The sequence below is a fragment of the Actinoallomurus sp. NPDC052274 genome, assembly GCF_040679475.1.
Classification (GTDB): Bacteria; Actinomycetota; Actinomycetes; order Streptosporangiales; family Streptosporangiaceae; genus Actinoallomurus; species Actinoallomurus liliacearum.
Window position 1 is genome coordinate 227,102 of record NZ_JBFAUT010000002.1, and the last position, 20,300, is coordinate 247,401.

17 protein-coding genes are annotated in these 20,300 nt (G+C 73.5%); 11 read left to right on the forward strand and 6 right to left on the reverse strand.

Annotated elements, in window-relative coordinates; genetic code table 11:
• Positions 1–36 precede the first annotated feature (36 nt).
• The 4 genes from AB0K82_RS02900 to AB0K82_RS02915 form a co-directional block, all read right to left on the reverse strand.
• Positions 37–513, reverse strand: a complete 477-nt coding sequence (locus AB0K82_RS02900; protein ID WP_364391964.1) for a hypothetical protein — start codon at positions 511–513, stop codon at positions 37–39.
• A gap of 256 nt (positions 514–769) precedes the next feature.
• Entirely contained in the window at positions 770–979 is a 210-nt protein-coding gene (locus AB0K82_RS02905) for a hypothetical protein (RefSeq protein WP_364391966.1), read from the reverse strand.
• Positions 976–1,272: a hypothetical protein gene (locus tag AB0K82_RS02910; protein WP_364391969.1), complete on the reverse strand. Its 297-nt coding sequence runs from the start codon at positions 1,270–1,272 to the stop codon at positions 976–978. The genes AB0K82_RS02905 and AB0K82_RS02910 overlap by 4 nt, the downstream gene beginning before the upstream one ends.
• Complete coding sequence (locus AB0K82_RS02915) at positions 1,269–1,604, reverse strand: hypothetical protein (protein ID WP_364391971.1); 336 nt, start codon at positions 1,602–1,604, stop codon at positions 1,269–1,271. Before AB0K82_RS02915 ends, AB0K82_RS02910 begins: the two co-directional genes overlap by 4 nt.
• A gap of 139 nt (positions 1,605–1,743) precedes the next feature.
• On the opposite strand from AB0K82_RS02915, the gene AB0K82_RS02920 reads away from it, so the two are divergent.
• The 7 genes from AB0K82_RS02920 (at position 1,744) to AB0K82_RS02950 (ending at position 10,695) form a co-directional block, all read left to right on the forward strand.
• Positions 1,744–2,931, forward strand: a complete 1,188-nt coding sequence (locus AB0K82_RS02920; RefSeq protein WP_364391973.1) for a helix-turn-helix domain-containing protein — start codon at positions 1,744–1,746, stop codon at positions 2,929–2,931.
• Between the two features lie 561 nt (positions 2,932–3,492).
• Entirely contained in the window at positions 3,493–3,861 is a 369-nt protein-coding gene (locus tag AB0K82_RS02925; RefSeq protein WP_364391975.1) for a helix-turn-helix transcriptional regulator, read from the forward strand.
• Positions 3,851–4,042 (forward strand): aroma-sacti cluster domain-containing protein, encoded by a 192-nt coding sequence (locus AB0K82_RS02930; protein WP_364391977.1) that lies wholly within the window; start codon positions 3,851–3,853, stop codon positions 4,040–4,042. The genes AB0K82_RS02925 and AB0K82_RS02930 overlap by 11 nt, the downstream gene beginning before the upstream one ends.
• 1 nt (position 4,043) lies before the next feature.
• Positions 4,044–5,774: a BTAD domain-containing putative transcriptional regulator gene (locus AB0K82_RS02935; RefSeq protein ID WP_364391979.1), complete on the forward strand. Its 1,731-nt coding sequence runs from the start codon at positions 4,044–4,046 to the stop codon at positions 5,772–5,774.
• Positions 5,775–6,531: 757 nt separating this feature from the next.
• Positions 6,532–8,643, forward strand: coding sequence for a prolyl oligopeptidase family serine peptidase (locus AB0K82_RS02940; protein WP_364391981.1), 2,112 nt, complete (start codon positions 6,532–6,534; stop codon positions 8,641–8,643).
• Complete coding sequence (locus AB0K82_RS02945) at positions 8,640–9,995, forward strand: hypothetical protein (RefSeq protein WP_364391984.1); 1,356 nt, start codon at positions 8,640–8,642, stop codon at positions 9,993–9,995. Before AB0K82_RS02940 ends, AB0K82_RS02945 begins: the two co-directional genes overlap by 4 nt.
• A complete protein-coding gene (locus AB0K82_RS02950) occupies positions 9,907–10,695 on the forward strand; it encodes a hypothetical protein (protein ID WP_364391986.1) in 789 nt (262 codons plus the stop codon). Before AB0K82_RS02945 ends, AB0K82_RS02950 begins: the two co-directional genes overlap by 89 nt.
• Here AB0K82_RS02950 and AB0K82_RS02955 read toward each other — a convergent pair.
• Both AB0K82_RS02955 and AB0K82_RS02960 read right to left on the reverse strand, forming a co-directional pair.
• Entirely contained in the window at positions 10,638–12,005 is a 1,368-nt protein-coding gene (locus AB0K82_RS02955) for a TfuA-like protein (protein WP_364391989.1), read from the reverse strand. The genes AB0K82_RS02950 and AB0K82_RS02955 overlap by 58 nt on opposite strands.
• Entirely contained in the window at positions 12,002–13,132 is a 1,131-nt protein-coding gene (locus AB0K82_RS02960) for a YcaO-like family protein (protein WP_364391991.1), read from the reverse strand. The genes AB0K82_RS02955 and AB0K82_RS02960 overlap by 4 nt, the downstream gene beginning before the upstream one ends.
• Before the next feature lie 206 nt (positions 13,133–13,338).
• Here AB0K82_RS02960 and AB0K82_RS02965 point away from each other — a divergent pair, with 206 nt between their 5' ends.
• The 4 genes from AB0K82_RS02965 to AB0K82_RS02980 are packed head-to-tail and all read left to right on the forward strand — an operon-like array spanning position 13,339 to position 20,256.
• Positions 13,339–14,523 carry a radical SAM protein gene (locus AB0K82_RS02965; RefSeq protein ID WP_364391994.1) on the forward strand — a complete coding sequence of 395 codons (1,185 nt, stop codon included), beginning with the start codon at positions 13,339–13,341 and terminating at the stop codon, positions 14,521–14,523.
• Positions 14,524–14,525: 2 nt separating this feature from the next.
• A complete protein-coding gene (locus AB0K82_RS02970; RefSeq protein ID WP_364391996.1) occupies positions 14,526–15,437 on the forward strand; it encodes a hypothetical protein in 912 nt (303 codons plus the stop codon).
• Positions 15,437–16,948 carry an MFS transporter gene (locus AB0K82_RS02975; protein ID WP_364391999.1) on the forward strand — a complete coding sequence of 504 codons (1,512 nt, stop codon included), beginning with the start codon at positions 15,437–15,439 and terminating at the stop codon, positions 16,946–16,948. Before AB0K82_RS02970 ends, AB0K82_RS02975 begins: the two co-directional genes overlap by 1 nt.
• Complete coding sequence (locus tag AB0K82_RS02980) at positions 16,945–20,256, forward strand: adenylate/guanylate cyclase domain-containing protein (RefSeq protein WP_364392002.1); 3,312 nt, start codon at positions 16,945–16,947, stop codon at positions 20,254–20,256. Before AB0K82_RS02975 ends, AB0K82_RS02980 begins: the two co-directional genes overlap by 4 nt.
• Positions 20,257–20,300 lie beyond the last annotated feature (44 nt).

Here is a 20,300-nt window from a genome sequence, read left to right on the forward strand (position 1 = left end):
CGAGCATATGACCTGGGGCCGCATGAGCGGTGGATGTCACGGGCTGTCGGTGCAGCCCTGGTGGCACTGCGAACAGGCGCCCGCGTGCGCCTGCCACAGCTCGTCATCGACCGGGATGCCGGCCGCGCGCATCGCGGCGAGCGTCGTGGCGATCGGACCGCCCTCCCCGGGCGAGACGTCGCCCGTGCAGGCGCCGTTGCACTTGTGGTCGTCGGTCGGGACGTGATGGATGAAGCGCCCCGCGACCCGCTGGCAGAACTCGGCGTAGTCCTTCGTGTGAAGGACGAACGTGTGCCAACCGATGTCGACCCTCGGCGAGGGCGACAGACCGGCGCCGGGGTTGAGGGCGCACGCCTGCAGGAACCCGAGCGCCTGGGCCATGATGCGCTCGGCCGTCGGCTGTTCGATCTGCTCGTCCTTGACGATGCGCCGGACGAGCCGGTCGAACAGCTCGGGCGAGATGAGGTCCTGGGGCGCGACGGCCACGGCCGTCCTGTCGAGGATTAAGGTCATCTGGCTCCTCCCTAGAGCCTTGGGATACGGCTCGGTCGCCGTACCGGTTTCCTCCGACCGATCAGCCGGGGAGCCTGGGGCCGCCGGGCGGGGGTGCTCAGTCCCCGCCCGGCGTCCGGGCCGCTCGGGGAGCGCGCTCTCCCCGCGAGACGCATCGCGTTTCAACTTTGCGGCCCCTTCCCATGCGGCCTCGGGGGGGGGTGCTCTGGCCGCACGGAGTTCGGGTGGACGCGCGGCGGCGAGCTGAGGCGAAATTTCATCTACGTGCCGCGCGCCCACGTCTATGTCGACTGCGCAGGCGGGCCGCGGTCTCGTCGTAGTGCCTCAGCGACTCGCGTGCCTGCTCCGGGTACCGCTCGATCAGCTGCGCGAGCTGCAGCAGCTCCTGATCGCGGGACATGTGGCCGACCGGAACCCACTCGTCCATGGCCTTCCGGAATCCGCGCAGCTCCTCGTCGTAGCTCACGCCACCACCGCCAGCTCCGCCGCGCGGCAGGCGAACACCAGCCGCTGCGGGTCCGCGTCGAACAGGATCGGCGTCGCGGTGTCGAACCGGGCGATGGCCATGTACTCCCGCCGGTACCAGCACCACATCACTAACCACCGCGAGCACCGGTCCTGCAGCTCGGCGAGCTGCTGGGGGCTCGGGTCGGCGGGACAGGGCGGGATGTCGGTGGCCGTGTCGGCGACCACTACACGGCGACGCGGGGTGGGCCGGAACAGCAGCCAGGCCAGCAGCGCGATGAACCGGCGGCTCACTGCTCGGCCCCGGCGACCTCGGCCACATGGAGGACATTCGCGAGGCGGCGGGCCGCTTCAGCGACGTCTTCGGCGGGCACCATCGGCTCGTACTCGGGCGGCGATTCGCGGGTTGGTCCGGGCCACTTCCAGTGCCACCACAGGCCGCCCTGGTGCTGGCGGAGTATGAGGGACTGTCGCGCCCGCGAGTCGCCGGGCTTGTGGGCCTCGACGATGCCGTCCCGGCTGACGGCGAGGTTCAGCCCTTGGCGTTCGAGCAGCGGGGCGAGTCGCAGGGCCACCGTCTTCACGGTGCCGATCGGTGGTGAGGTGTTCGCGTCCTGTGCGTGCATCTGCCACTCCCTGAGGTGTGCGGCGTCGACGTGCTGAGCACGCTAGAAGCGTCGACGTGGACGTAGAAGTGACAGAGTGTCCTGGCTTCATCGCGGTGAGTGCCTATCGGGGTGGGACGTGCTGTCCTACTCTGAAGCCATGGGTGACGGGCTGACCATAGGTGAGCGGGTAGCGAAGGTGCGCCGACAACGGCACCAGACCCAACAGGAGCTTGCCGACCGGGCAGGCGTTAGCGTCGATCTGATCCGCAAGCTCGAGCAAAACCAGCGGCGACAGACCAGGCTTGCCACCTTGCAGGCCATCGCCGGAGCACTCGACGTGCAGGTGTCGGCGCTGCTCGACGGGCCGACCGCCAACGATGCGAGGAACGCCGGGGCGGGGATCGGTGAGCTACGCCGGGCGCTCACGCCGGCCGGCCGCTCTCCACTCGTCGAACTCCCGACCGAGGCGGAAGTGCGGCTGAGCGCTGACGAGGCATGGCGGCTGCACCAGCGCGGCGACTACGTCATGCTGGCGCGGATTCTGCCCGGCCTCGTCGACGGCGCCCGTATCCGCGCCCAGGAAGACCCAGGAGACGACGCCTATCGGTTGCTCGCCGAGGCGTATCAGCTCGCGGCCATGCTGCTGCTCGGAATCCGCTCCGAAGATTTGGCGTGTGTGGCAGCGGACCGGCTACAAGCCGCGACGGAGAACGTGGGCGACCCTGCGACGGTCGCCCGTGCGGCCGACACCTGGGCGTGGATTTACAGCCGTCAGGGCCGCCACGACGACGCCGAGGACGTCACCGTCAAGGCCGCAGATGAGGTCGAACCTGCCCGATTCGCCTCGGCGTCGCCGGAGGAGCTATCGGTGTGGTGCGGGCTGCTGCAGCGCGGCGTGATGGTGGCCTCCCGGAAGGACGACGCGCCCATGGTGGACGATCTGATCAGTCTCGCCAGTGCGGTCGGCCGGCGGATCGGGGAGGACCGGATCGACCAGTGGACGGTATCTGGCCCGACGAACGTCGCGATGCACGCCGTGCGGTCCGCCGTGGAGCTGGGGGACCCGCGCAAGGCACTGCGGCTCGCTGATGAGGTTCCGCGTTCGGCGTCGCTGCCGACCGCGTGGTGGAACCGGCATCTGCTCGACGTGGCGCACGCCCAGTACGCCCTCAAGCGCGACGAGGACGCCGTGTCGACGCTGCTGCGGATCGATCGCCGGGCGCCCGGCTGGCTGCCTTATCAGGGCATGGCGCGGGAGATCGTCACGGAGATGCGCCGGCGGGAACCACCCTCACGGATTCGAGGTCTTCGACAACTCGTCGAGGCGATCGGCATCGACGACTAGGGGGCGCGGTCTACGTTGCTCGTGCATGCATCAAGACGCCCCGCCAGGCCTGACCCGGCGGGGCGTGGCATTCGAGGCGTTACCGGACGAGGTAGAGATGCCGGAGGCCTTGGCGTGGTCGCCCTACCGGACGGTGAGGACTGCGTGGAGGTGACCACGGCGGCACATGTCGGGCAGAACCCACGCCGCCCCGCAGGTACGCGACATGCCATGCGACGCCGCGTCGTCGCGGTCCAGGACCTGCGCGCATGGCCACCACTGGCCGACGAAAGGTATGTAATCGGCCTTACGCCGGATAACGGACTAGACGGACAATTAGTCCTGGGGAGGACGATCTTGTTCGGCTTGATCGGGAGGACGGAGGTACGAATGTGACCATGGAGAACGCGCCCCCCGGTCCGCGCGGGTAACCGGCGTCACCGCATGGGTGAGCGACACCTGGACGGCCGCCCCGTCGAAGATCGTCATTACTTCCGAGACTTCGACGCCGTACCTTCGGCGCGCGACTCGCCGGCCGCAGGCGATCCTCGCCCGCGGCCCCGCCGGCCGAGGACCGGCCCCTTGCCCGCCTGCCCGAGCTGTGGAGCGTCCCTGCGGCCCGAACTGCCACAGCCGCTGGCCGCGGCGCTGCTGCTGACGCGGACGCTCACACCCCGGGAGCGCACGGTCTTCCGGTTGCTCGGCCTGGGGTACGACAACCGGTCGATCGCCCGCGAGCTGAAGATCAGCGAACGCACCGTCAAGCGGTACGTCACCGCCATCCTCACGAAGCTGAAACTCCGGTCACGGCTGCAGGCCGGCCTGTCCGCTCTGATCTTCTCGTGGGCCACTGCCACGGACGCCTCCTGGCCCGAAGGTCTCATGGATTCGGCCCGAGCCGCAGGTGACGATGTGGCCGCATACGACACAGGAGGGGACCATGACCTTTGACGCGCTCGCCGCCCTCCGGCAGGCCGGGAACCCGGTCGACCTGCTGACCACCGCCCAACGCGATGTCCTCGCCGGGCTCACCGAACAGGAAGTGGCCGTCCTCAACTCCGTCAAACAGCGCTTGGACGCCGTCTCGGACGTCGAAGTCGAAGGACACTCCCTCGTCATCAAGATCGCTTGAGATGGGCCCCCGCTTCGGGATTCTCGGCTCCCTGCGGGTGCTGGAGAACGACCGCCCCGTCGATCTCGGATCGCGGAAACAGCAGATCGTATTAGCCGCTCTGCTCTGCCACGCGAACTCACTGGTGTCGTTCGACTCTCTGGTGGAGGCGCTCTGGGACGACGCGCCACCGCGGACGGCCCGCAAGAACATCCAGGTGTACGTCTCCGCGCTGCGCCGGCTCGTCGGCGGGGGCGCCGAGCGCATCAGTTTCCGCAACGGCGGATACGTGTTCCACGCGACCCCCGCCGAACTCGACTCACTCGGCTTCGAACAGCAGGCCCGGGCGGGCGCCCTGGCCGACGCCCTCGCCCTGTGGCACGGGCCGGTCCTCGACGGGTTCCGCGGGGTGCCGCTCATCGAGGCCGCCGCGCACCGGCTGGAGCAGCGTTTCCTCGCCGTCTTCGAGGACTGGGCGGAGCGGGAGATCGCCGCGGGTGGCGGAGCGAAGGTGATCGAGCACGTCAGCGAGGTCGCGCAGCGCCATCCGCTCCGCGAGCGGCTGCGGATGACCCAGATGACCGCGCTGTGCCAGGCGGGACGGCGCTCGGAGGCGCTGGCGGTCTACGACGAGCTCCGCCAGTCGCTGGCGCGCGAGCTCGGGCTCTCCCCGAGCCCGGCGCTGGCCGGCTTCTACCAGTCGCTGCTGCGGGAGCAGGGCCCGGCCGCGTCACCGCCGGCCGCACCTCCGGCGCGCCGTACGGTGCCACCGAGCCTGCTGCCGTGGGACCTGCCGACGTTCACCGGCCGGGCGGCGGCCACCGGGCAACTGGCGGACGCGCTGACCAGCGGGGGGAACCGGCTGGCCGTCGTGACCGGGCCGCTCGGCGCGGGCAAGACCGCCATCGCGGTGCACGTCGCCCACCGGCTCGGTGACCACTTTCCGGACGGCCGCGTGTTCGTCCGGCTGCGCGGTGAGGACGGGAGCCCGCGCCCGCTCGAGGACGTGGTGTCCCGGCTCCTGCCGACGGCTCCGCCCGGATCGCCGTCGGAGGCGCGGCGCGCCTGGCAGCTCTGGCTGGCCGGTCGCCGAGCGCTGGTGATCGTCGACGACGCCCGGCGGGAGTCCGAGGTCCGGCCGCTGCTGCCGGAGGCGGGGGACAGCGCGGTGATCGTGACCGCCCGGTCCCGGCTCGCCGGCCTGGACGCCGCCTACCGGCTCTGGATCTCGTCCTTCGCCGTGAACGAGGCGGTCGGCCTCCTGGGACGGCTGATCGGCGCGGAGCGGGTCACCGCGGACCGGCCCTCCGCGGAGCTGATCGTCACGGCGGCCGGCTCGCTGCCACTCGGAGTCCGGCTCGTCGCCGAGCGCCTGGCGCTGCTGCACCACGTGCCGCTGCGGGAGTACGCCGCGCGGATGGCCGGCACCCGGGCCCTGCTGGACGAGCTGACCGCGGGCGACGTGGCGATCCGGGCGCGGCTGGCCGAGGCCATCGGGGAACTGCCCGAGCCGGCGCACCGCGCGGTGCCGCGGCTCGGCATGCTCCCCGAACCGGTCTTCACCCTGAAGCAGGCCGCCGCCGTGCTGGGCGCCGACGAGGACACGGCGGTACGGGTGCTGGAGAGCCTGCTGGAGGCCAGCATCATCACCGTTCCCCGCGTGGAGCGGCTCGCGCACACCGTCCGTTATGAGATTCCGGTCCTGCCGTACGCCTACGCGCGCGAGATGGCCGCACGCGCGACGCCCATTTAACCGTTGTCGAACCGGCGCCCGGTCGATCTCATACCGGCCATCCATAACCTTTCCTTAAATGGCGTGAAGGGCGCCAATGCCGCAAGGGAGGACCCCATGCCCGAGCCCGACGAGACCACCCAGGCCCCCGCCGAGACCGAGCCCGAAGAGGTCGAGGTCGTCGCGCACGAGGAGTCCAGCACGGACCCCAGCGCGGGCTGCGTCATCAACTGACCTCGCCTCGCGTACCTGACGACGGGCGGGACGTCCGGGCCTTCCGGTGAATCCGGAGGCCGGGCGCCCCGCCCGTCACTTACGCCCGGCGATCTCCGCGCCTCCGGTGCGCGAGGAATCCGCCGTTTACCGTTATCGAACCGGCCCCCAGCCATTCTCATACCGCCCCTTCCTACCTTCGGAATGGTCCGGGCGTAATGGGCGCCAGGCAGCGCAAGGAGGAACAGCATGCTCGAGCCAGAGGACAACGCCCCGGAGTCCGAGGACATCGAGGTCGTCGCGCACGGTGACGAGGACGAAGAGTTCGCCGGCTGCGTCATCAACAACAGCAACCAGCTCTGACGACTCCATGCCGTGACGGCGGGCGGGACCTCCGGCCTCTCCGGCGCCGTCCGCGCCGGCCGGAGACCGGACCGGCCGCCCGCCGTTCACGGATCCGCGTCGTTCCCGGACCCGTCACCGCGTCGTTCCCGGACCCGTCCTTGCCGGGCCCGCGTTCGTCCTCGGACCCGCCACCAGGAGGCCCGCCATCACGGAGGAGTCATTGGAAGCCGCCGTCAGGCCATCGCGTCGCCGGTATCCGGACGCCCCCCGCGAGGACGTGGTGCAGGAGCTCCACGGACGGCGGATCCCCGACCCGTACCGCCGGCTGGAGGACGCCGCGGATCCACGGACGGTGCGCTGGAGCGCCGGGCAGGACGCCCTCTACCAGGCGGACCGCGACACCTGGCCCGACCTGGACCGCTGGACGGCGGAGGTCGCGGCGCTCACCGCGACCGACCGGGTGCTGACGCCGAAGGTCCGCGGCGGCCGGACGTTCTGGCCGCGGCAACGCCCGGACCAGGAACACCCGGTTCTCCTCGTCGCCGACGGCGCGGCGGGCGAGCGCGTGCTGCTGGACCCGGCCGCCCTGGACCCGACCGGGCGTACCGTGCTGGACGCCTGGGAGCCGTCCGTCGACGGCGGCCTGCTCGCGTACCAGATCTCCCGCGACGGCACCGAGGACTCGCTCCTGTGGGTGCTCGACGTGGCCACCGGGTCGGTCGTCGACGGGCCGATCGATCGGGTGCGGCGCTCCTCGATCGGCTGGCTGCCCGACGGCGCGATGTTCTACTACGTCAGGCACCTCGGCGGGCGTTCCGGTGAGGAGCGCTACCACCGCCGGGTCTGCCTGCACCGCGTCGGGGCGGACCCGGATACGGACGTCGTGGTGTTCGGCGAGGGACGGGACAAGACCCGCTTCTACAGCGTGGCCGTCACGGCGGACGGCCGCTGGCTGGCCGTCACCGCCACCACCGGCACCGGCCGGGGGACCGACGTCCACCTGGCCGACCTGTCCGCCGCGCCGCCGGAGCGCCCGCGGCTGCGGCCGGTCCAGGAGGGGACGCGGGACCGCACCCGGCTGCACGTCGCGCCCGGCACCGGCCCGTACGACACGGTGTGGCTGCGCACCGACCACGGCGCCCCGCGCGGTCGCGTCGTCGCGTGCCGCCCCGCGGACCTCGACCGTGGCGCGGACGCCTGGCGGGAGGTGGTCGCCGAACGTCCCGACGCCGTGCTCACCGACCTCGCCGTCCTGACCGGCCCGGAGCTGCCTCATCCCATCGGGCTGGTCGCCTGGGTCCGCCACGCGACGGCGGAGGTGACCGTCCACGACCTGACCGACGGCCGCCAGGTGGGCGTCGTCCCGCTGCCCGGCGCCGGCTCGATCGGCGCCTTCTCGGTACGGCCGGGCGGGGGCCACGAGGCGTGGTTCGCCTACACCGACTTCGCCACGCCGCCGTACGTGCTGCACTACGACCGGCGAAGCGGTCAGGTCGCGCCCTGGACGCCGGACGGGCACGCGCCGGGACCGGGGGCCGACGGCGTGGCGTCCCGGCAGGTGGCCTTCCTGTCCCGCGACGGGACCACGGTACGGATGTTCGTGATCTCCCCGACCGGGCGGCCGGACGCCCCGCGACCCACCCTGCTCACCGGGTACGGGGGGTTCGCCACGTCGATGTCACCCCGGTACACGCCGCAGGTCCTCGCCTGGGTCAGGGCCGGCGGGGTGTTCGCCTGGCCGTGCCTGCGCGGCGGCGGCGAGGAGGGCGAGCAGTGGCATCGCGCCGGCAGCCGGGAGCACAAGCAGAACACGTTCGACGACTTCGCCGCGGCGGCCGACCACCTGGTCGCGGCCGGCTGGACCCGGCCCGACCGACTGGCGATCATGGGCGGCTCCAACGGCGGCCTGCTGGTCGGCGCCGCGCTGACCCAGCACCCGGACAAGTACGCCGCCGCCGTCTGCATGTCGCCGCTGCTGGACATGGTCCGCTACGAGCTGTCCGGGATGGGGCCGAGCTGGGTGCCCGAGTACGGCAGTGCGAGCGACCCGGCCCAGTTGCGCGTCCTGCTCGGCTACTCCCCCTACCATCGCGTCACGCCCGGCACCCCGTACCCGGCCGTGCTGTTCACCGTCTCCGACGGGGACACCCGAACGGACCCGCTGCACGCGCGCAAGATGTGCGCCGCCCTGCAGCACGCCTCGTCCGGCGGCCCGGTGCTGCTCCGGCTCGAGCGCGGCGTGGGTCACGGCGTCCGCGCCACCTCCCGCGCGGTGGCGCTGCACGCGGAGTGCCTGGCCTTCCTCGCCGGCCACGTGGGTCTGAAGCCATGAAGATCCTGCTCTGCCCGCTCAGCGACGGCGGCTACCTGTACCCGGCGATCGCGGCCGGCCTGGAGCTGCGCCGCCGGGGGCACGTCGTCGGCGTGCTGGGCCGGCGAACGGCGGCCCCGATCGTGGCCGTGGCCGGGCTGCCGTTCGCGGCGGCGGAGGACTTCGGCGAGCGGCGCGGGTTCTCCGCGACCTGGTGGGGTCCCACCGGCCTGGCGCAGTACCGGGCGACGCTGCGCGCCGCCACGCAGACGGGGGCCGATCTGCTGGTCACCTCGGTGCTGTGCAACGGCGTGCTGCTCGCCGCCGAGGTCTTGGACCTCCCGGTGGCGGTGGTCGGGCTGTCGGTGCACCTGTGGACGTACCGGGCCGGCGGCGCGGGCGAGCCGCCGCTGGGCCGGACCCGCGACGACCGTACCCGCGAGTCGCTGCGGCTGTACGCCGCCCTGCGGGAGGAGGCCGGTCTGAGCCGGCGCAGCCCCAGGGACGATCCGTTGCTGGGCGACGCGTTCCTGCTCCGCGGCGATCCCACGCTGGAGTACCCGGGCGCGGTGCTGCCCGAGCGGGTGCACCACGTCGGGCCGCTGGCCTGGGAGCCGGCGGCGGACCCGGCCGAGCTCGCGGCGATCGACGCGCGCCTGCGCCGGTCCGCCAAACCCGTCGTCTACGTGCACCTGGGCCGCACCTTCGGCGGGACCGACCTGTGGCCGGTGCTGAACGCCGCCTTCACCGGCGGCCCGTTCCAGGGCGTGGTCGAGCGGGGCCGGTCGACGGATCCGCACCCCGATCCCGACGCGGACCTCCTGGTCGTACGGAAGCCGTGGATGGGGCCGCTCATCGACCGGGCCGGGCTGGTGCTGACCAGCGGCACGTCGGCGCCGGTGCTGTCGGCGCTGCTGCGCGGCCGGCCGCTCGGCGTCGCGCCCAACGGCTCCGAGCAGCCGCTGCTGGCGGGCGCGTGCGTCCGGGCCGGCGTGGCGGTACGGGTCCCGAGCGTGCCGACGCCGGAGCCGTCGACACTGCTGGCGTCGGCCTGGCGGGACGGCGGGCTGCGCCGGCGCGCCGGCGAGCTCGGCCGCAGGCTGGCCGCGGTGGACAGCGCCGCCCGCGCGGCCGACGTCATCGAGCGGGCGGCGCACGGAGCCGAGAGGCGAGGCCATGGACACGCGAACGGCCGACCTGGACACGCTGTCGGCGAACGCCTTGCGGTGGGTCCGGGTCAACGCGGGCTACCTCGACTCCGCGTCGGCGTCCGCGGAGCTGCCGGTGACCCCGCGGGCGAAGGCGCTCCTGCAACTGGCGCAGCTGCGTCACTACTGGGCGAAGGTCCGGCCGGCGGACCCGGGCCTGGGTGAGGTGACCGCTCTCGTCGAACGCGTCTGGCGGCGTCCGGACTTCGCCCGGCGCCTCGCGGCCGATCGGCGCTACGCGCGGCCGTTCCTGCTGATGTACGGCGCGCTGGCGCCCACCCCCGACGGCCCGCACCGGACCGCGCTGGCCCGGCTGGCGGCCGACGGCTACCTCGCGCCGCGCGGCAAGTCGCCGTACCTCCGCCTGGAGACGCGGTACTACGCCGATCTCGCCGGCGTGGCGCACCGCATCGAGTCCTACGGGGAGCTGTACGAGTCCAGCGAGCTGGCCCGGCGGACGCTTTCCGCGGCCGAGCTGGAACCCTGCAACGTCGCGCACACCGTCTTCTACCTCGGCGACTTCGGCTTCCGGGATCCCGGGCTGACACCGGAGGCGCGGCGGCGGGCGCTGCGCGTCGTGGAGGAGCTGACCGAGCGCGGCGTACGACGCGGGGAGTGGGACCTCGTCGGCAAACTCCTGCTGACGCAGTTCTGCCTCGGCGCGGATCCGGCGCGTACGCCGTCGGGCGCGGCCGGCGTACGGCTGCTCGCGCGGGCGCAGCGGCCCGACGGCGCGATCCCCGGCCGCTCGCATGCCGACCGGGCGGACGGGTCCGCGACGCCGGTCGCGTTCTTCCGGAAGGCCTATCAGGCGACGCTCGTGACCGCGCTGGCGTCACTGATCATCACGGCGTCGCCGGACTGACGGCTCTTCAGCAGGGGCACGAACGGCTCGGCGAGCCGCCGGAGCTCGGGGAGGTCGGGGATGCCCCGGTCCCAGGCGTGTCGCGCCAGGTCGCCGGGGTCGCAGCCCCACTGCCGGGCGATGACCTGGTCGGCGACCTCGGCGCGGAACCGCCGGCGCGGCGCTCCGTCGGGCACGGGCCCGAGCAGCCGTTCACGGCACCGGCGCGCGGCGACGACCACCTCGCGGCCCCAGTCCATCGCCGCCGGGGTCCGCAGCCGCGGGGGCAGGTCCCACCTCGACCACGACCTGACGTGCGTCATCCCGCACGCGCGTACCAGGAGGGTCACGAGCGCCTCGTCCGCCGGCCCGGCCAGGTCCCGTTCGGTGAGCCAGCCGTCCGTGCCCGACGCGTCGAGGCCCTTGGCGCGGGCGACGGCGACGGCCTGCTCGGCGAGCGCCGGATGGTCGGGGTCGAGGCCGGTGACCCGGGACAGGACCTGCCGGCGGTGCAGGTCCGGGAACGCGGGGTGGATCAGGCGGAGCGCGGCGGTGGCGTCGACGTCGGCGACCCACGCGTCGCCGTGCTCGGCGCCGTGGAAGCGGTGCTCCCACATGTCGAACGTCCACGTGTGCACGTTGCGGACCGGCCGGTCGCCGGGGCCGGCGGGGCGCAGCTCGGGATCGCCGGCCGCGGCGGCCGCCAGCAGCAGCCGGGCGTCGACCGCCTTGGCGTCCGTGTCGTGCGCCGACCGCCACGACCGGAACGCCTCGAGTACCCGAGCCGGGACGTGCGCGCGGGCGACCGTCTCCAGCGCGCGAAAGCCGCGGGACCGGAACGGCAGCGCGATGGCCAGGTCGAGCAGCAGACGCGCGTCGTCCGCGCCGATGGCACCGGCCGCCGCCGCGTCGCGGAGCGCGATCCGGATGCCGACCAGCGGGTCGCTGTAGGCGCGGTAGCCGTCCTCGGCCGTGCCGTGCACGATCGCCACCTCGTCGTCCCCGTCGATCTCCCCGTCTCGATAGAGCCGGAAGATCTCCCCGAAGCCGCGCATGCCGTACGGCCACAGCTCGGCCGCGCGCAGCGCGCCCATGCTGGAACTGCCGGCCACGGTGACGCCCCGCTGCAGCAGGTAGGTGATCTCGCGGTGCCGGACCGCGGCGGTCTGGAGGAACAGCCCGTCGATGATCAGTACGACGTCCCCGGCGCCGACGTCCAGGCGCAGGAGGTCGCCGTGGCGTACCGGCGGCCGGATCTCCGCGCCCGGCAGGAGCGCGGCGGCCTCCGCCTGCGGCAGCGTCGGCCCGACGAACACGAGGTGCCGTCTCATGAGCGCGCCTCCGCCCCGGCGTGCGTCCCGCCGATCCCGGGGGCGATGACCTTCACGGCGGGGATGCCGATGTCCTCGTGGTCCAGCCGGACCACGAACGGCTCGAAGCCGGTGACCGCGGCCACCCGGGACGCGCAGTGCCGGATCACCGAGGTCAGGTCGCCGTCGTCGGTCCAGCCGACGTCGGCCGGGACGGGGACCGGATCGACGGGTTCGGGCGGCGCGGACATCTCGCGGTACGCCCCGCCGTCGATGTCGTCGCGCGCCCCCGAGATCACGGCCAGCCGGGTCAGCACGGCCTCCGCCATCGCCCGGCCCACCGCGATCGCCGGGTCCACGTGGCACGCGAACCCCGCGCACCGGATGGGGACGTCCTGGGACCACACGGTCGCGGCGTAGCACGGCAGCGCCGCCGGCCCGGTGATGTCGCTGACCAGGACGGAACAGGACGCCGCGCGCAACGCGTCGAGGATCCGCCGGGTCACCGGGTCGGCGCAGCCGTCCGGATCCACGTGACGGCGCAGCGCGAGGGGCCGGTCGCGGAGGGCGGCCGCGCTCGCCCGCTCGACGAGCTCGTGCAGGGCGTGCAGCACGGCCTCGGCCTCGGTGTTCCCGGTCGCGAGACCTCCGCTGGTCGGCCAGAAGAACGCCGCGGCCCAGTCATGCCACCGGGTGCCGTCCAGCCGGATGCAGTCGACGGGGGCCAGGATCTCGCGGCCGGTCAGCAGGCCGCGCCCGCTGACCCAGTCCAGCACGACGTCCGAGGTCAGCGGGGACCGGGGCGCCAGGTTCAGCGCCCGGACGTCATAGCCCAGGTCGAGCGCCGAGGCGGGGGCGCGGGCGGCCGTCGGCAGGACGATGTTCTCCGCGTGCCAGGTCTCGATGCTCTCCATGACGGCGCTGACCCGGGACTGCGCGGCCGTGTCACCGGTGCCGATGCTGACCGCGTAGGTGAGGCCGGTGGGCCGGTACGCGACGTGGACCGGCAGCCCGATGTCGTCCAGCCGGGTGATGTCGGCCACGCGGGTGATGCCGAAGCGCGGCAGCCTCCGCCGTACCCGCTCCCAGGTCTCCTCGGGATCGGCGGTCCGGTAGGTGCCGGTCCGATAGGCGATGGTGTCCGGCATCATCACTCCTCGTCAGCCGGGACCCATGGTCACCTGCCGTTCGGAACGGCTCCATGCGACCTTCGGGCCAGCGCCGCACCCCCGCGCGCGCCCTCCTGCGGTTTTACCGGAATCCAACCGGTGGCCAATCGTCCTCATACCGCGAATTCGTACTTTTCGGATCACCGGGCACGACGAACGCCCTGTCCGGCGATGGGGAGGGTGCGGTGGACCTGGACGAGGCCGGCCGGTCGAGCGGCGCGCGGCTCCTCAAGGGAGAGCGGAACTGGTGGTTCCTCGGCCCGGGCGGGGTGGCCCGCCTGCGCGCCGGACACCTGACCCCCGACGGAGCGCTGCGGTCGGGGACGGAGCGCCGGCTGGACGAGCACGGCCTGCTGGCCGCCGCGCCGAAGATCGCCTTCTCACTGACCGTACTGACGAGCACCGACTGCAACCTGGGCTGCGGCTACTGCTTCCAGAACGTCGGTCAGGACACGGCGGGCGGCACCCGCCCGCCGCGGATCACCCACGCGCGGCTGACCTCGGAGACCATCACGTCGATCCTGGAGTTCGCCGGCCGGCGGATGGCGGCGGCCGAGCTGGAGAAGCTCACGATCCTGCTCTTCGGCGGGGAACCCCTGCTGAACGCGCGCGGCTGCCTCGAACTGCTGGCCCGGGCCGCGGACTACGGCCTGTCGCGCGCCTGGATGATCTCCAACGCGACCCTCCTGACCCCGCGCCTGGCCCGGGAGCTGTCCGACCTCGGCCTCGACACGATCCAGGTCACCTTCGACGGCGACCGCGCCGACCACGACCGGATCCGCGTACGGCGGTCGCACGGCGGGACCTTCGACACCATCGTCCGCAACATCGCCCGCGCGTCCGAGGCGTCGACGGTCCGGTGGCTCCTGCGGGTCAACGTCTCCCACCACAACCATCGGGGGATCGACGCGCTGATCGGACGTCTCGCGGCGGCGCTCGACCCCACCCGGTGCACGATCTACTTCGCCCGGGTCGGGGACGTCGGCGTCGGATACGGGAACGACCTGCTGCACACGGGCGAGCTGGCGGCGTCCTTCACCCGGTGGCACCGCCGGGCCCTCGAGCTGGGCTTCACCGTGACCCGCCCGCAGGCGCGCCGGCAGTGCAACACCTGCGGTCACGCGGGCCGGTACGGCGCGGTGGTGAGCGCGGACGGGACGCTGTCGAGCTGCTGGGAGACCGCGGGCAAGCCCGACTGGAAGGTCGGCACGGTCACCGAGGGCTACCTGCCGGACGCGGTGACCCGCGAACGCTGGATCGCCTGCGAGGACCTGTACCGGTACGGCGAGGACGAACGGATCCTCGCCGACTTCCACGACACCGTGGACGCGGCCCTGCTCGACTGCCTGGACGAGATGGGGCGCCTGTAGCCATGCCGTCGTCCCTGGACCGGCTGACCGAGGGAACGCTCCACTGGCTGGGGCGCAACCTGGAGTTCTTCGATCCCTACTCCGAAAGCGCCCGGACGGCCGCGCACCGGCCGGTGAAGGCCGCGCTGGAACTGGCCCTGCTGTGCCACTGCCAGGGGCGGCTGGACGGCGGGGACGACCGGCTGCGCGAGGCGACCACGCTCATCCGGACGCTCTGGCAGCTCCCGGACTTCGAGCGGCTCATCGCCACCCAGCCCGACTGGGCACCCCAGTACGCGCTGATCTACGCGGCGCTGGCGCCATCCGGGATCGACGACCGGCTGTGCCGGGCGGCGCTGGCGCGGCTGGCCGCCGACGGCTACTTCTCTCCGGCGGGCAAGTCGCCGTACCTGCGCCTGGAGACCCGGTACTACGCGGACAAGGCCGGCGTCGAGCACGGCATCGAGCCGTACGAGGAACTCGTCGCGCTGAGCCCGCTGGTCGCGCTGGTCGCCACCGCGGCCACGGAGGGCGCGCCGCTCGAGACCCAGGACGCCTACGCCCTCACGCACTCGGCCTTCTTCCTCAGCGACTTCGGGCGCGCCAAGCCGGGGCCGGGCTACGCGCTGGAGCGGACGGACGACCTCGCCCGCCGGATGCTGGACCACTGCGTCGAGCACGACCGGTGGGACCTGGTCGCCGAACTCGTCATGACGCGGTTCTGCCTGGGCCACGACCCGCTGGACACGCCATCGGGCGTCGCCGCCGTCGAGTGCCTCGCCCGCGCCCAGCGGCCCGACGGGGCGATCCCCGCCCGGTCGGCGGCGCTCATGGCGACGGACCCCGTCTCGGCGGCCGAGTTCTTCGGGAAGGCGTACCACACGACGCTCGTCACGGCCCTCATGTCGTTGCTCCTCGCATCGGCGCGATCCTGATGGCCCGTCGGCTCACGCTGATCAACCCCGCCTACACCCGGCTGTGGATCGGGCAGGCGGTCTCGTCCGTGGGGGACGCCGTCTTCAGCACCACCCTGGTGCTGTGGATGGCGGTCGTCCTGGCCAAGGGGCGGCCGTGGGCCCCGGAGGCGGTCAGCGGCGTCCTGGTCGCGACCGGCGGCGCGGTGCTGCTCGTCGGCCCGCTCGCGGGGGTGTTCGTCGACCGGTGGAGCAGGCGCGGCGTCATGCTCCGTACGGAGGTGGTCCGCGGCGCGCTGGTGGCGCTGCTGACCGTCGTATCGTTCCTGCCGGCGCACGCCCTCCCGGCCGGGGCGTGGCTCGGCCTCATCTACACGACCGTGTTCGCGCTGAACGCCGCCGGGCAGTTCTTCACGCCGGCGCGGTTCGCGGTCATCGGGGACCACGTCACCGGAGAGGCCGACCTCGCCCGCGCGGCCGGCATCGCCCAGGCGACCGGGCAGACCGCCTGGATCCTCGGGCCGCCGCTCGCCGCGCCGCTGCTGTTCACGGTCGGCCTGCAGTGGGCCCTGCTGTTCAACGCGCTCTCGTACGCCGTGTCGTACGTCGCCATCCGGTCGGTCCCGCCGGGGCCGGACGACGTGGTGCGGACGACCGGACAACCCGGACGGAGCGGCCTGCGGCAGGAGTTCACGGCCGGGCTGCGCTACTTCGCCGGCAACCGGTTCCTGGTGGCGCTCCTGGCGCTCGCCGTGATCGGCCAGTGCGGGGCCGGCTCCCTCAACACACTGAACGTCTTCTTCGTGACCAAGAACCTGCACGCCTCCGCCCACCTGTACGGCTACCTCGGCATGGCCATGGGCCTCGGCGGCATCACCGGCGCGCTGTGCTCCGGCCGGATGGTGCAGTGGATCGGGGCGCGCCGGACCACCTGGGGCGGTCTCCTGGTCAGCGGGGTGCTGCTGGTGGCCTACTCCCGGCAGGCCGACTTCGCCGCCGGTGTCGCCCTGCTCTTCGTCTTCGCGGTCCCGCTCACCATGCTGAACACCGCGATGTCGCCGTTGCTGCTCGCCGCGGCGCCCCGCGAGTACACGGGCCGGGTGATGGCCGTGTTCTACCCGGTCACGCGGCTGGCGTCGATGCTGGGCGCGCTGGCGGCCGGCTGGCTCGCCGGCTCCGGCCTGCGGAACTTCACGGGCTCGGCGGCCGGACTGCGGTTCGGCCCCATCGACACGATCTTCGCGGCGGCCGGAGTGCTGGTCATGCTCGCCGGCGTCTGCGCGGGCGTCGCCCTCCCCACCACGGACCCCGAATCACCCCCCGCCCCCGACACGGCACTCGCCCCCGACGCGGCATCCGCTCCGGAGGCGGCATCCGCTCCGGAGGCGGCGCCCGCTCCGGAGGGAGCGCCCACTCGGGAGGGAGCGCCCACTTCAGACGCGGCGTCCGGTCCGGATGCGGCGTCCGGTGCGGACGGTGCGCCCGCCTCGGACGCGGCGCCCGCCGCCCGGACTCCGGGCGGGGCCCGATGAGCTGCCCGGCCTGCGGACGGCACACCGGCGAGGCGGATCGGTTCTGCGCGGGCTGCGGCGCCCCGCTGGCGGCCGGGACGGCGCAGCAGGAGACCCGCAAGAAGGTGTCCATGCTGTTCCTGGACATCGTCGGCTCCACCGCGCTCGCGGAACGGCTGGACCCCGAGCCGTTGCGGCAGATCATGGACCGCTACTTCGCGGCCTGCGGAGCGTGCATCGCCGAGCACGGCGGGGCGGTGGAGAAGTTCATCGGCGACGCGATCCTCGCCGCCTTCGGCGCCACCGTCGCCCACGAGGACGACGCGGTCCGCGCGGCACGCGCCGCCGCCGGGGCGCTCGCGGCGCTGGAGGACCTCAGCGCCGAGCTGAGCGCTCACTACCAGGTGAGGCTGGAGGCGCGGGCCGGGATCTGCACCGGGGACGTCGTGGTGATCACGATGCCCGGCGAGGACTTCCGCGTCATCGGCGACTCGGTCAACACCGCGAGCCGACTGCAGACCGCCGCCCAGCCGGGGGAGATCCTGCTCTGCGCCGACACCGCCGCCATGGTCCGCGGCCGGGTCGGCATCGATCCCGTCGCGCCGCTGCGGCTGAAGGGCAAGGCCCGCCCGGTTCCGGCCTGGCGGGTCACCGATGCGGTCCCACGCGAGGACCGGCCCGCGCCGGCGACGCCGTTCATCGGCCGCGACGACGAACTGGACGAGCTGCGGCACGTCTTCCGGCGGGCCAGGCAGAGACGGCAGGTCTGCCTGGCCACGGTGCTCGGCGTGCCCGGGATCGGCAAGTCGCGGCTGGTCCAGGAGTTCCTCGCCACGCTGCCGGACGACGAGGTGACCGTGCTGTTCGGGCGCTGCTCGGCGTACGGCCGGGGCATCACGTACAAGCCGCTGGCGGAGATGCTCGGCTCGTACCCCGGTGGCTGGCCGGCGATCACCCGGCTCCTCGACGGGGCCGCCGATCCGGCGGCCCGGAGGGCACACCGCTTGGCGGCGCGGACCCTGACCACGGTCGTGGGCCAGGACGCGGGCCCCGGCCAGGACGAGAGCCCGGGCCAGGACGAGAGCCCGGGCCAGGACGAGGAGACCGGCCGCGGCGGGGACGCGGTCCGGGACGGGGTCCGCAGCGGGGACGCGCTCAGGGAAGGGGGCGACCAGTGGGCCGCGGACGACGGCCGGGACGAGGAGGCCGGCCGGGGCGGGGACACCGGTCAGGTCGGGGTCGAGGACATCGCCTGGGCGGTACGGCACCTGCTCGACGTCCTCAGCCGGGAACGCCCCGTGGTCCTGGTCTGGGAGGATCTGCACTGGGCGGAGGCGACCCTCCTGGACCTCATCGACGAGATCACGACCTGGCTGGACGACGTTCCCGTCCTGCTGCTGTGCGTCGCCCGTACCGAGCTGCTGGACGCCCGCCCGGCCTGGGGCGGCGGGAAGCCGTGCGCGATGACGCTGGAGCTCGGCGAGCTGACCTACGAGCAGAGCGCGGAGCTGGTCGGCCGCCTGATCCTGCAGAGCGACGTGTACCCGCAGGAGTACCAGGACGTGTACGGCCGCGTCGCCGCGCAGTGCGACGGGAATCCGCTGTTCGCCGAGCTGCTGGTGGACGTCCTGGCCGAGACCGCCCCCGGCGCCCAGACGCCGCCCACGATCCAGGCGATGCTGGGCGCGCGGCTGGACCGGCTGCCCGCCACCGAACGCAGGCTGCTGGAGGTCGCCGCGGTCATCGGGCGGGAGTTCACCCGGGACCTGCTCCAGGTGATGGCCGACGCGGACGGGATCGGCGCGGCCGTGACCGACGAGCTGCTGGCGCGGCTGGTCCGGCGTCGGGTCTTCCAGCGCGGCCCGGCCGGCACGTTCCGGTTCGCCCAGACGCTGTTGCGCGAGACCGCGTACGAGTTCACTCCCAAGACGCGGCGCGCGCACTGGCACGACCTCCTGGCCGAATGGCTGTCCGGACGGCGACCGCAGGACGCGATGGCCCTGGCGTACCACGTCGAGGCCGCCTGCCGGTTGCGCCGGGAGCTACGGCCGGGCAGTCCGAGCCTGCCGCCGCTGGCGGAGACGGCGGCGAACACCCTGATCGCGGAGGGCATGAACGCGCTGAACCGCAAGGACCTGCCGGCGGCGGTCCAACTGCTGGAGCGCGGCCGCGACCTGCTCCCGGCCGGCGACGCGAGGCACACCCCGCTCGCGCTGCACATCTGCGACGCCGGGCTGTGGCTGTGGGACGAGGCACGGTGCCTGAGCGCGCTGGCCGCCGCCGAGGCCGCGCTGCCGGACGATCGGCGCAACACGGCCACGTGCGCGATCCAGCGCGGCATCGTCATGCTCCGCCTCGGCCGGGCGCCGGCGGAGACGGTCACCGCGGACGCGGCCCTGCTCACCGCCGTCCTGGAGGACGACCCCGAGGACCACCTCAGCTGGTGCCGGCTGCGGCAGCTCCTCGCCTACCTGGACCTGCTGACCGAACGGGCCGCGTCGGCGGAGGCGTCGCTGCGGCTCGGGCTGATCCAGGCGCGCGCCATGGGGGACCGGTACGAGGAGGACCGGCTGCTGTGCGCCATCTGCGAACTGGCGCAGTGGACGCGGACCCCGGCCGTTCCGGGACTGGACCTGTGCGCCATGCTGACCGACCGGTTCGCCGCCAACCGCGCCCTGCTCGTCCCGGTCCTGGTGACCCGGGCGCACCTGGAGGCGCTCACCGGCGACATCGACGGCGCGCGGCGTACGCTCGCGGACGCGTTGGCGTACTCCCGCGACCTGCACGTCGACCTCGCCGCCGCGGCGGTCATGGACGCGCACGGCTTCGTCGAGTCGCTGGCCGGCGCGCACGACGCGGCCGAGGCGCGGTACCGCCAGAGCCTGAGCGTGCTGCGCGCGACCCGGAACACCGTCGACGCCCAGAACACCGAGGTCGCGATCGCCCGGGAGCTCTTCCACCAGAACCAGTTCGCCGCCGCCGCGTCCGCGCTGGACCGGGTCGAGCGGGAGGGCGGGCTCACGAGCCTGCGCGCGCGGATCGGCTCGGCCGCGCTGCGCGGCCGGATCGCGTCCGCGCAGGGGCGGCACGGTGAGGCGGTGACGGCGGCGACGGCTGCCCGGGACCTCAGCGTCGACGCCGACGACCTCTGCCTCGCCGGGGAGACGCTCCTCGACCTCGCGATCGTGCTCAGAGCGGCCGGTCTGACCGACCAGGCGATGATCGAGGGCACCGCGGCCCTGCGCAGGTTCGAGACGAAGGGCGTCACGCTGCCGGCCGACCGGGTGCGCGCCTGGCTGCGAGCCGGCGAACCGGGGGATGCCCCATGACCGAGCGAAGCGAGGGAGTCAAGAGGCAGAGCACCTTGGTCATG

Bases quoted from the DNA above. Each gene is read 5' to 3' on its own strand.
- AB0K82_RS02900 (WP_364391964.1), bottom strand. From the start codon at position 513: ATGACCTTAATCCTCGACAGGACGGCCGTGGCCGTCGCGCCCCAGGAC.
- AB0K82_RS02915 (WP_364391971.1), bottom strand. From the start codon at position 1,604: ATGCACGCACAGGACGCGAACACCTCACCACCGATCGGCACCGTGAAG.
- AB0K82_RS02920 (WP_364391973.1), top strand. From the start codon at position 1,744: ATGGGTGACGGGCTGACCATAGGTGAGCGGGTAGCGAAGGTGCGCCGA.
- AB0K82_RS02930 (WP_364391977.1), top strand. From the start codon at position 3,851: ATGACCTTTGACGCGCTCGCCGCCCTCCGGCAGGCCGGGAACCCGGTC.
- AB0K82_RS02935 (WP_364391979.1), top strand. From the start codon at position 4,044: ATGGGCCCCCGCTTCGGGATTCTCGGCTCCCTGCGGGTGCTGGAGAAC.
- AB0K82_RS02945 (WP_364391984.1), top strand. From the start codon at position 8,640: ATGAAGATCCTGCTCTGCCCGCTCAGCGACGGCGGCTACCTGTACCCG.
- AB0K82_RS02955 (WP_364391989.1), bottom strand. From the start codon at position 12,005: ATGAGACGGCACCTCGTGTTCGTCGGGCCGACGCTGCCGCAGGCGGAG.
- AB0K82_RS02960 (WP_364391991.1), bottom strand. From the start codon at position 13,132: ATGCCGGACACCATCGCCTATCGGACCGGCACCTACCGGACCGCCGAT.
- AB0K82_RS02970 (WP_364391996.1), top strand. From the start codon at position 14,526: ATGCCGTCGTCCCTGGACCGGCTGACCGAGGGAACGCTCCACTGGCTG.
- AB0K82_RS02975 (WP_364391999.1), top strand. From the start codon at position 15,437: ATGGCCCGTCGGCTCACGCTGATCAACCCCGCCTACACCCGGCTGTGG.
- AB0K82_RS02980 (WP_364392002.1), top strand. From the start codon at position 16,945: ATGAGCTGCCCGGCCTGCGGACGGCACACCGGCGAGGCGGATCGGTTC.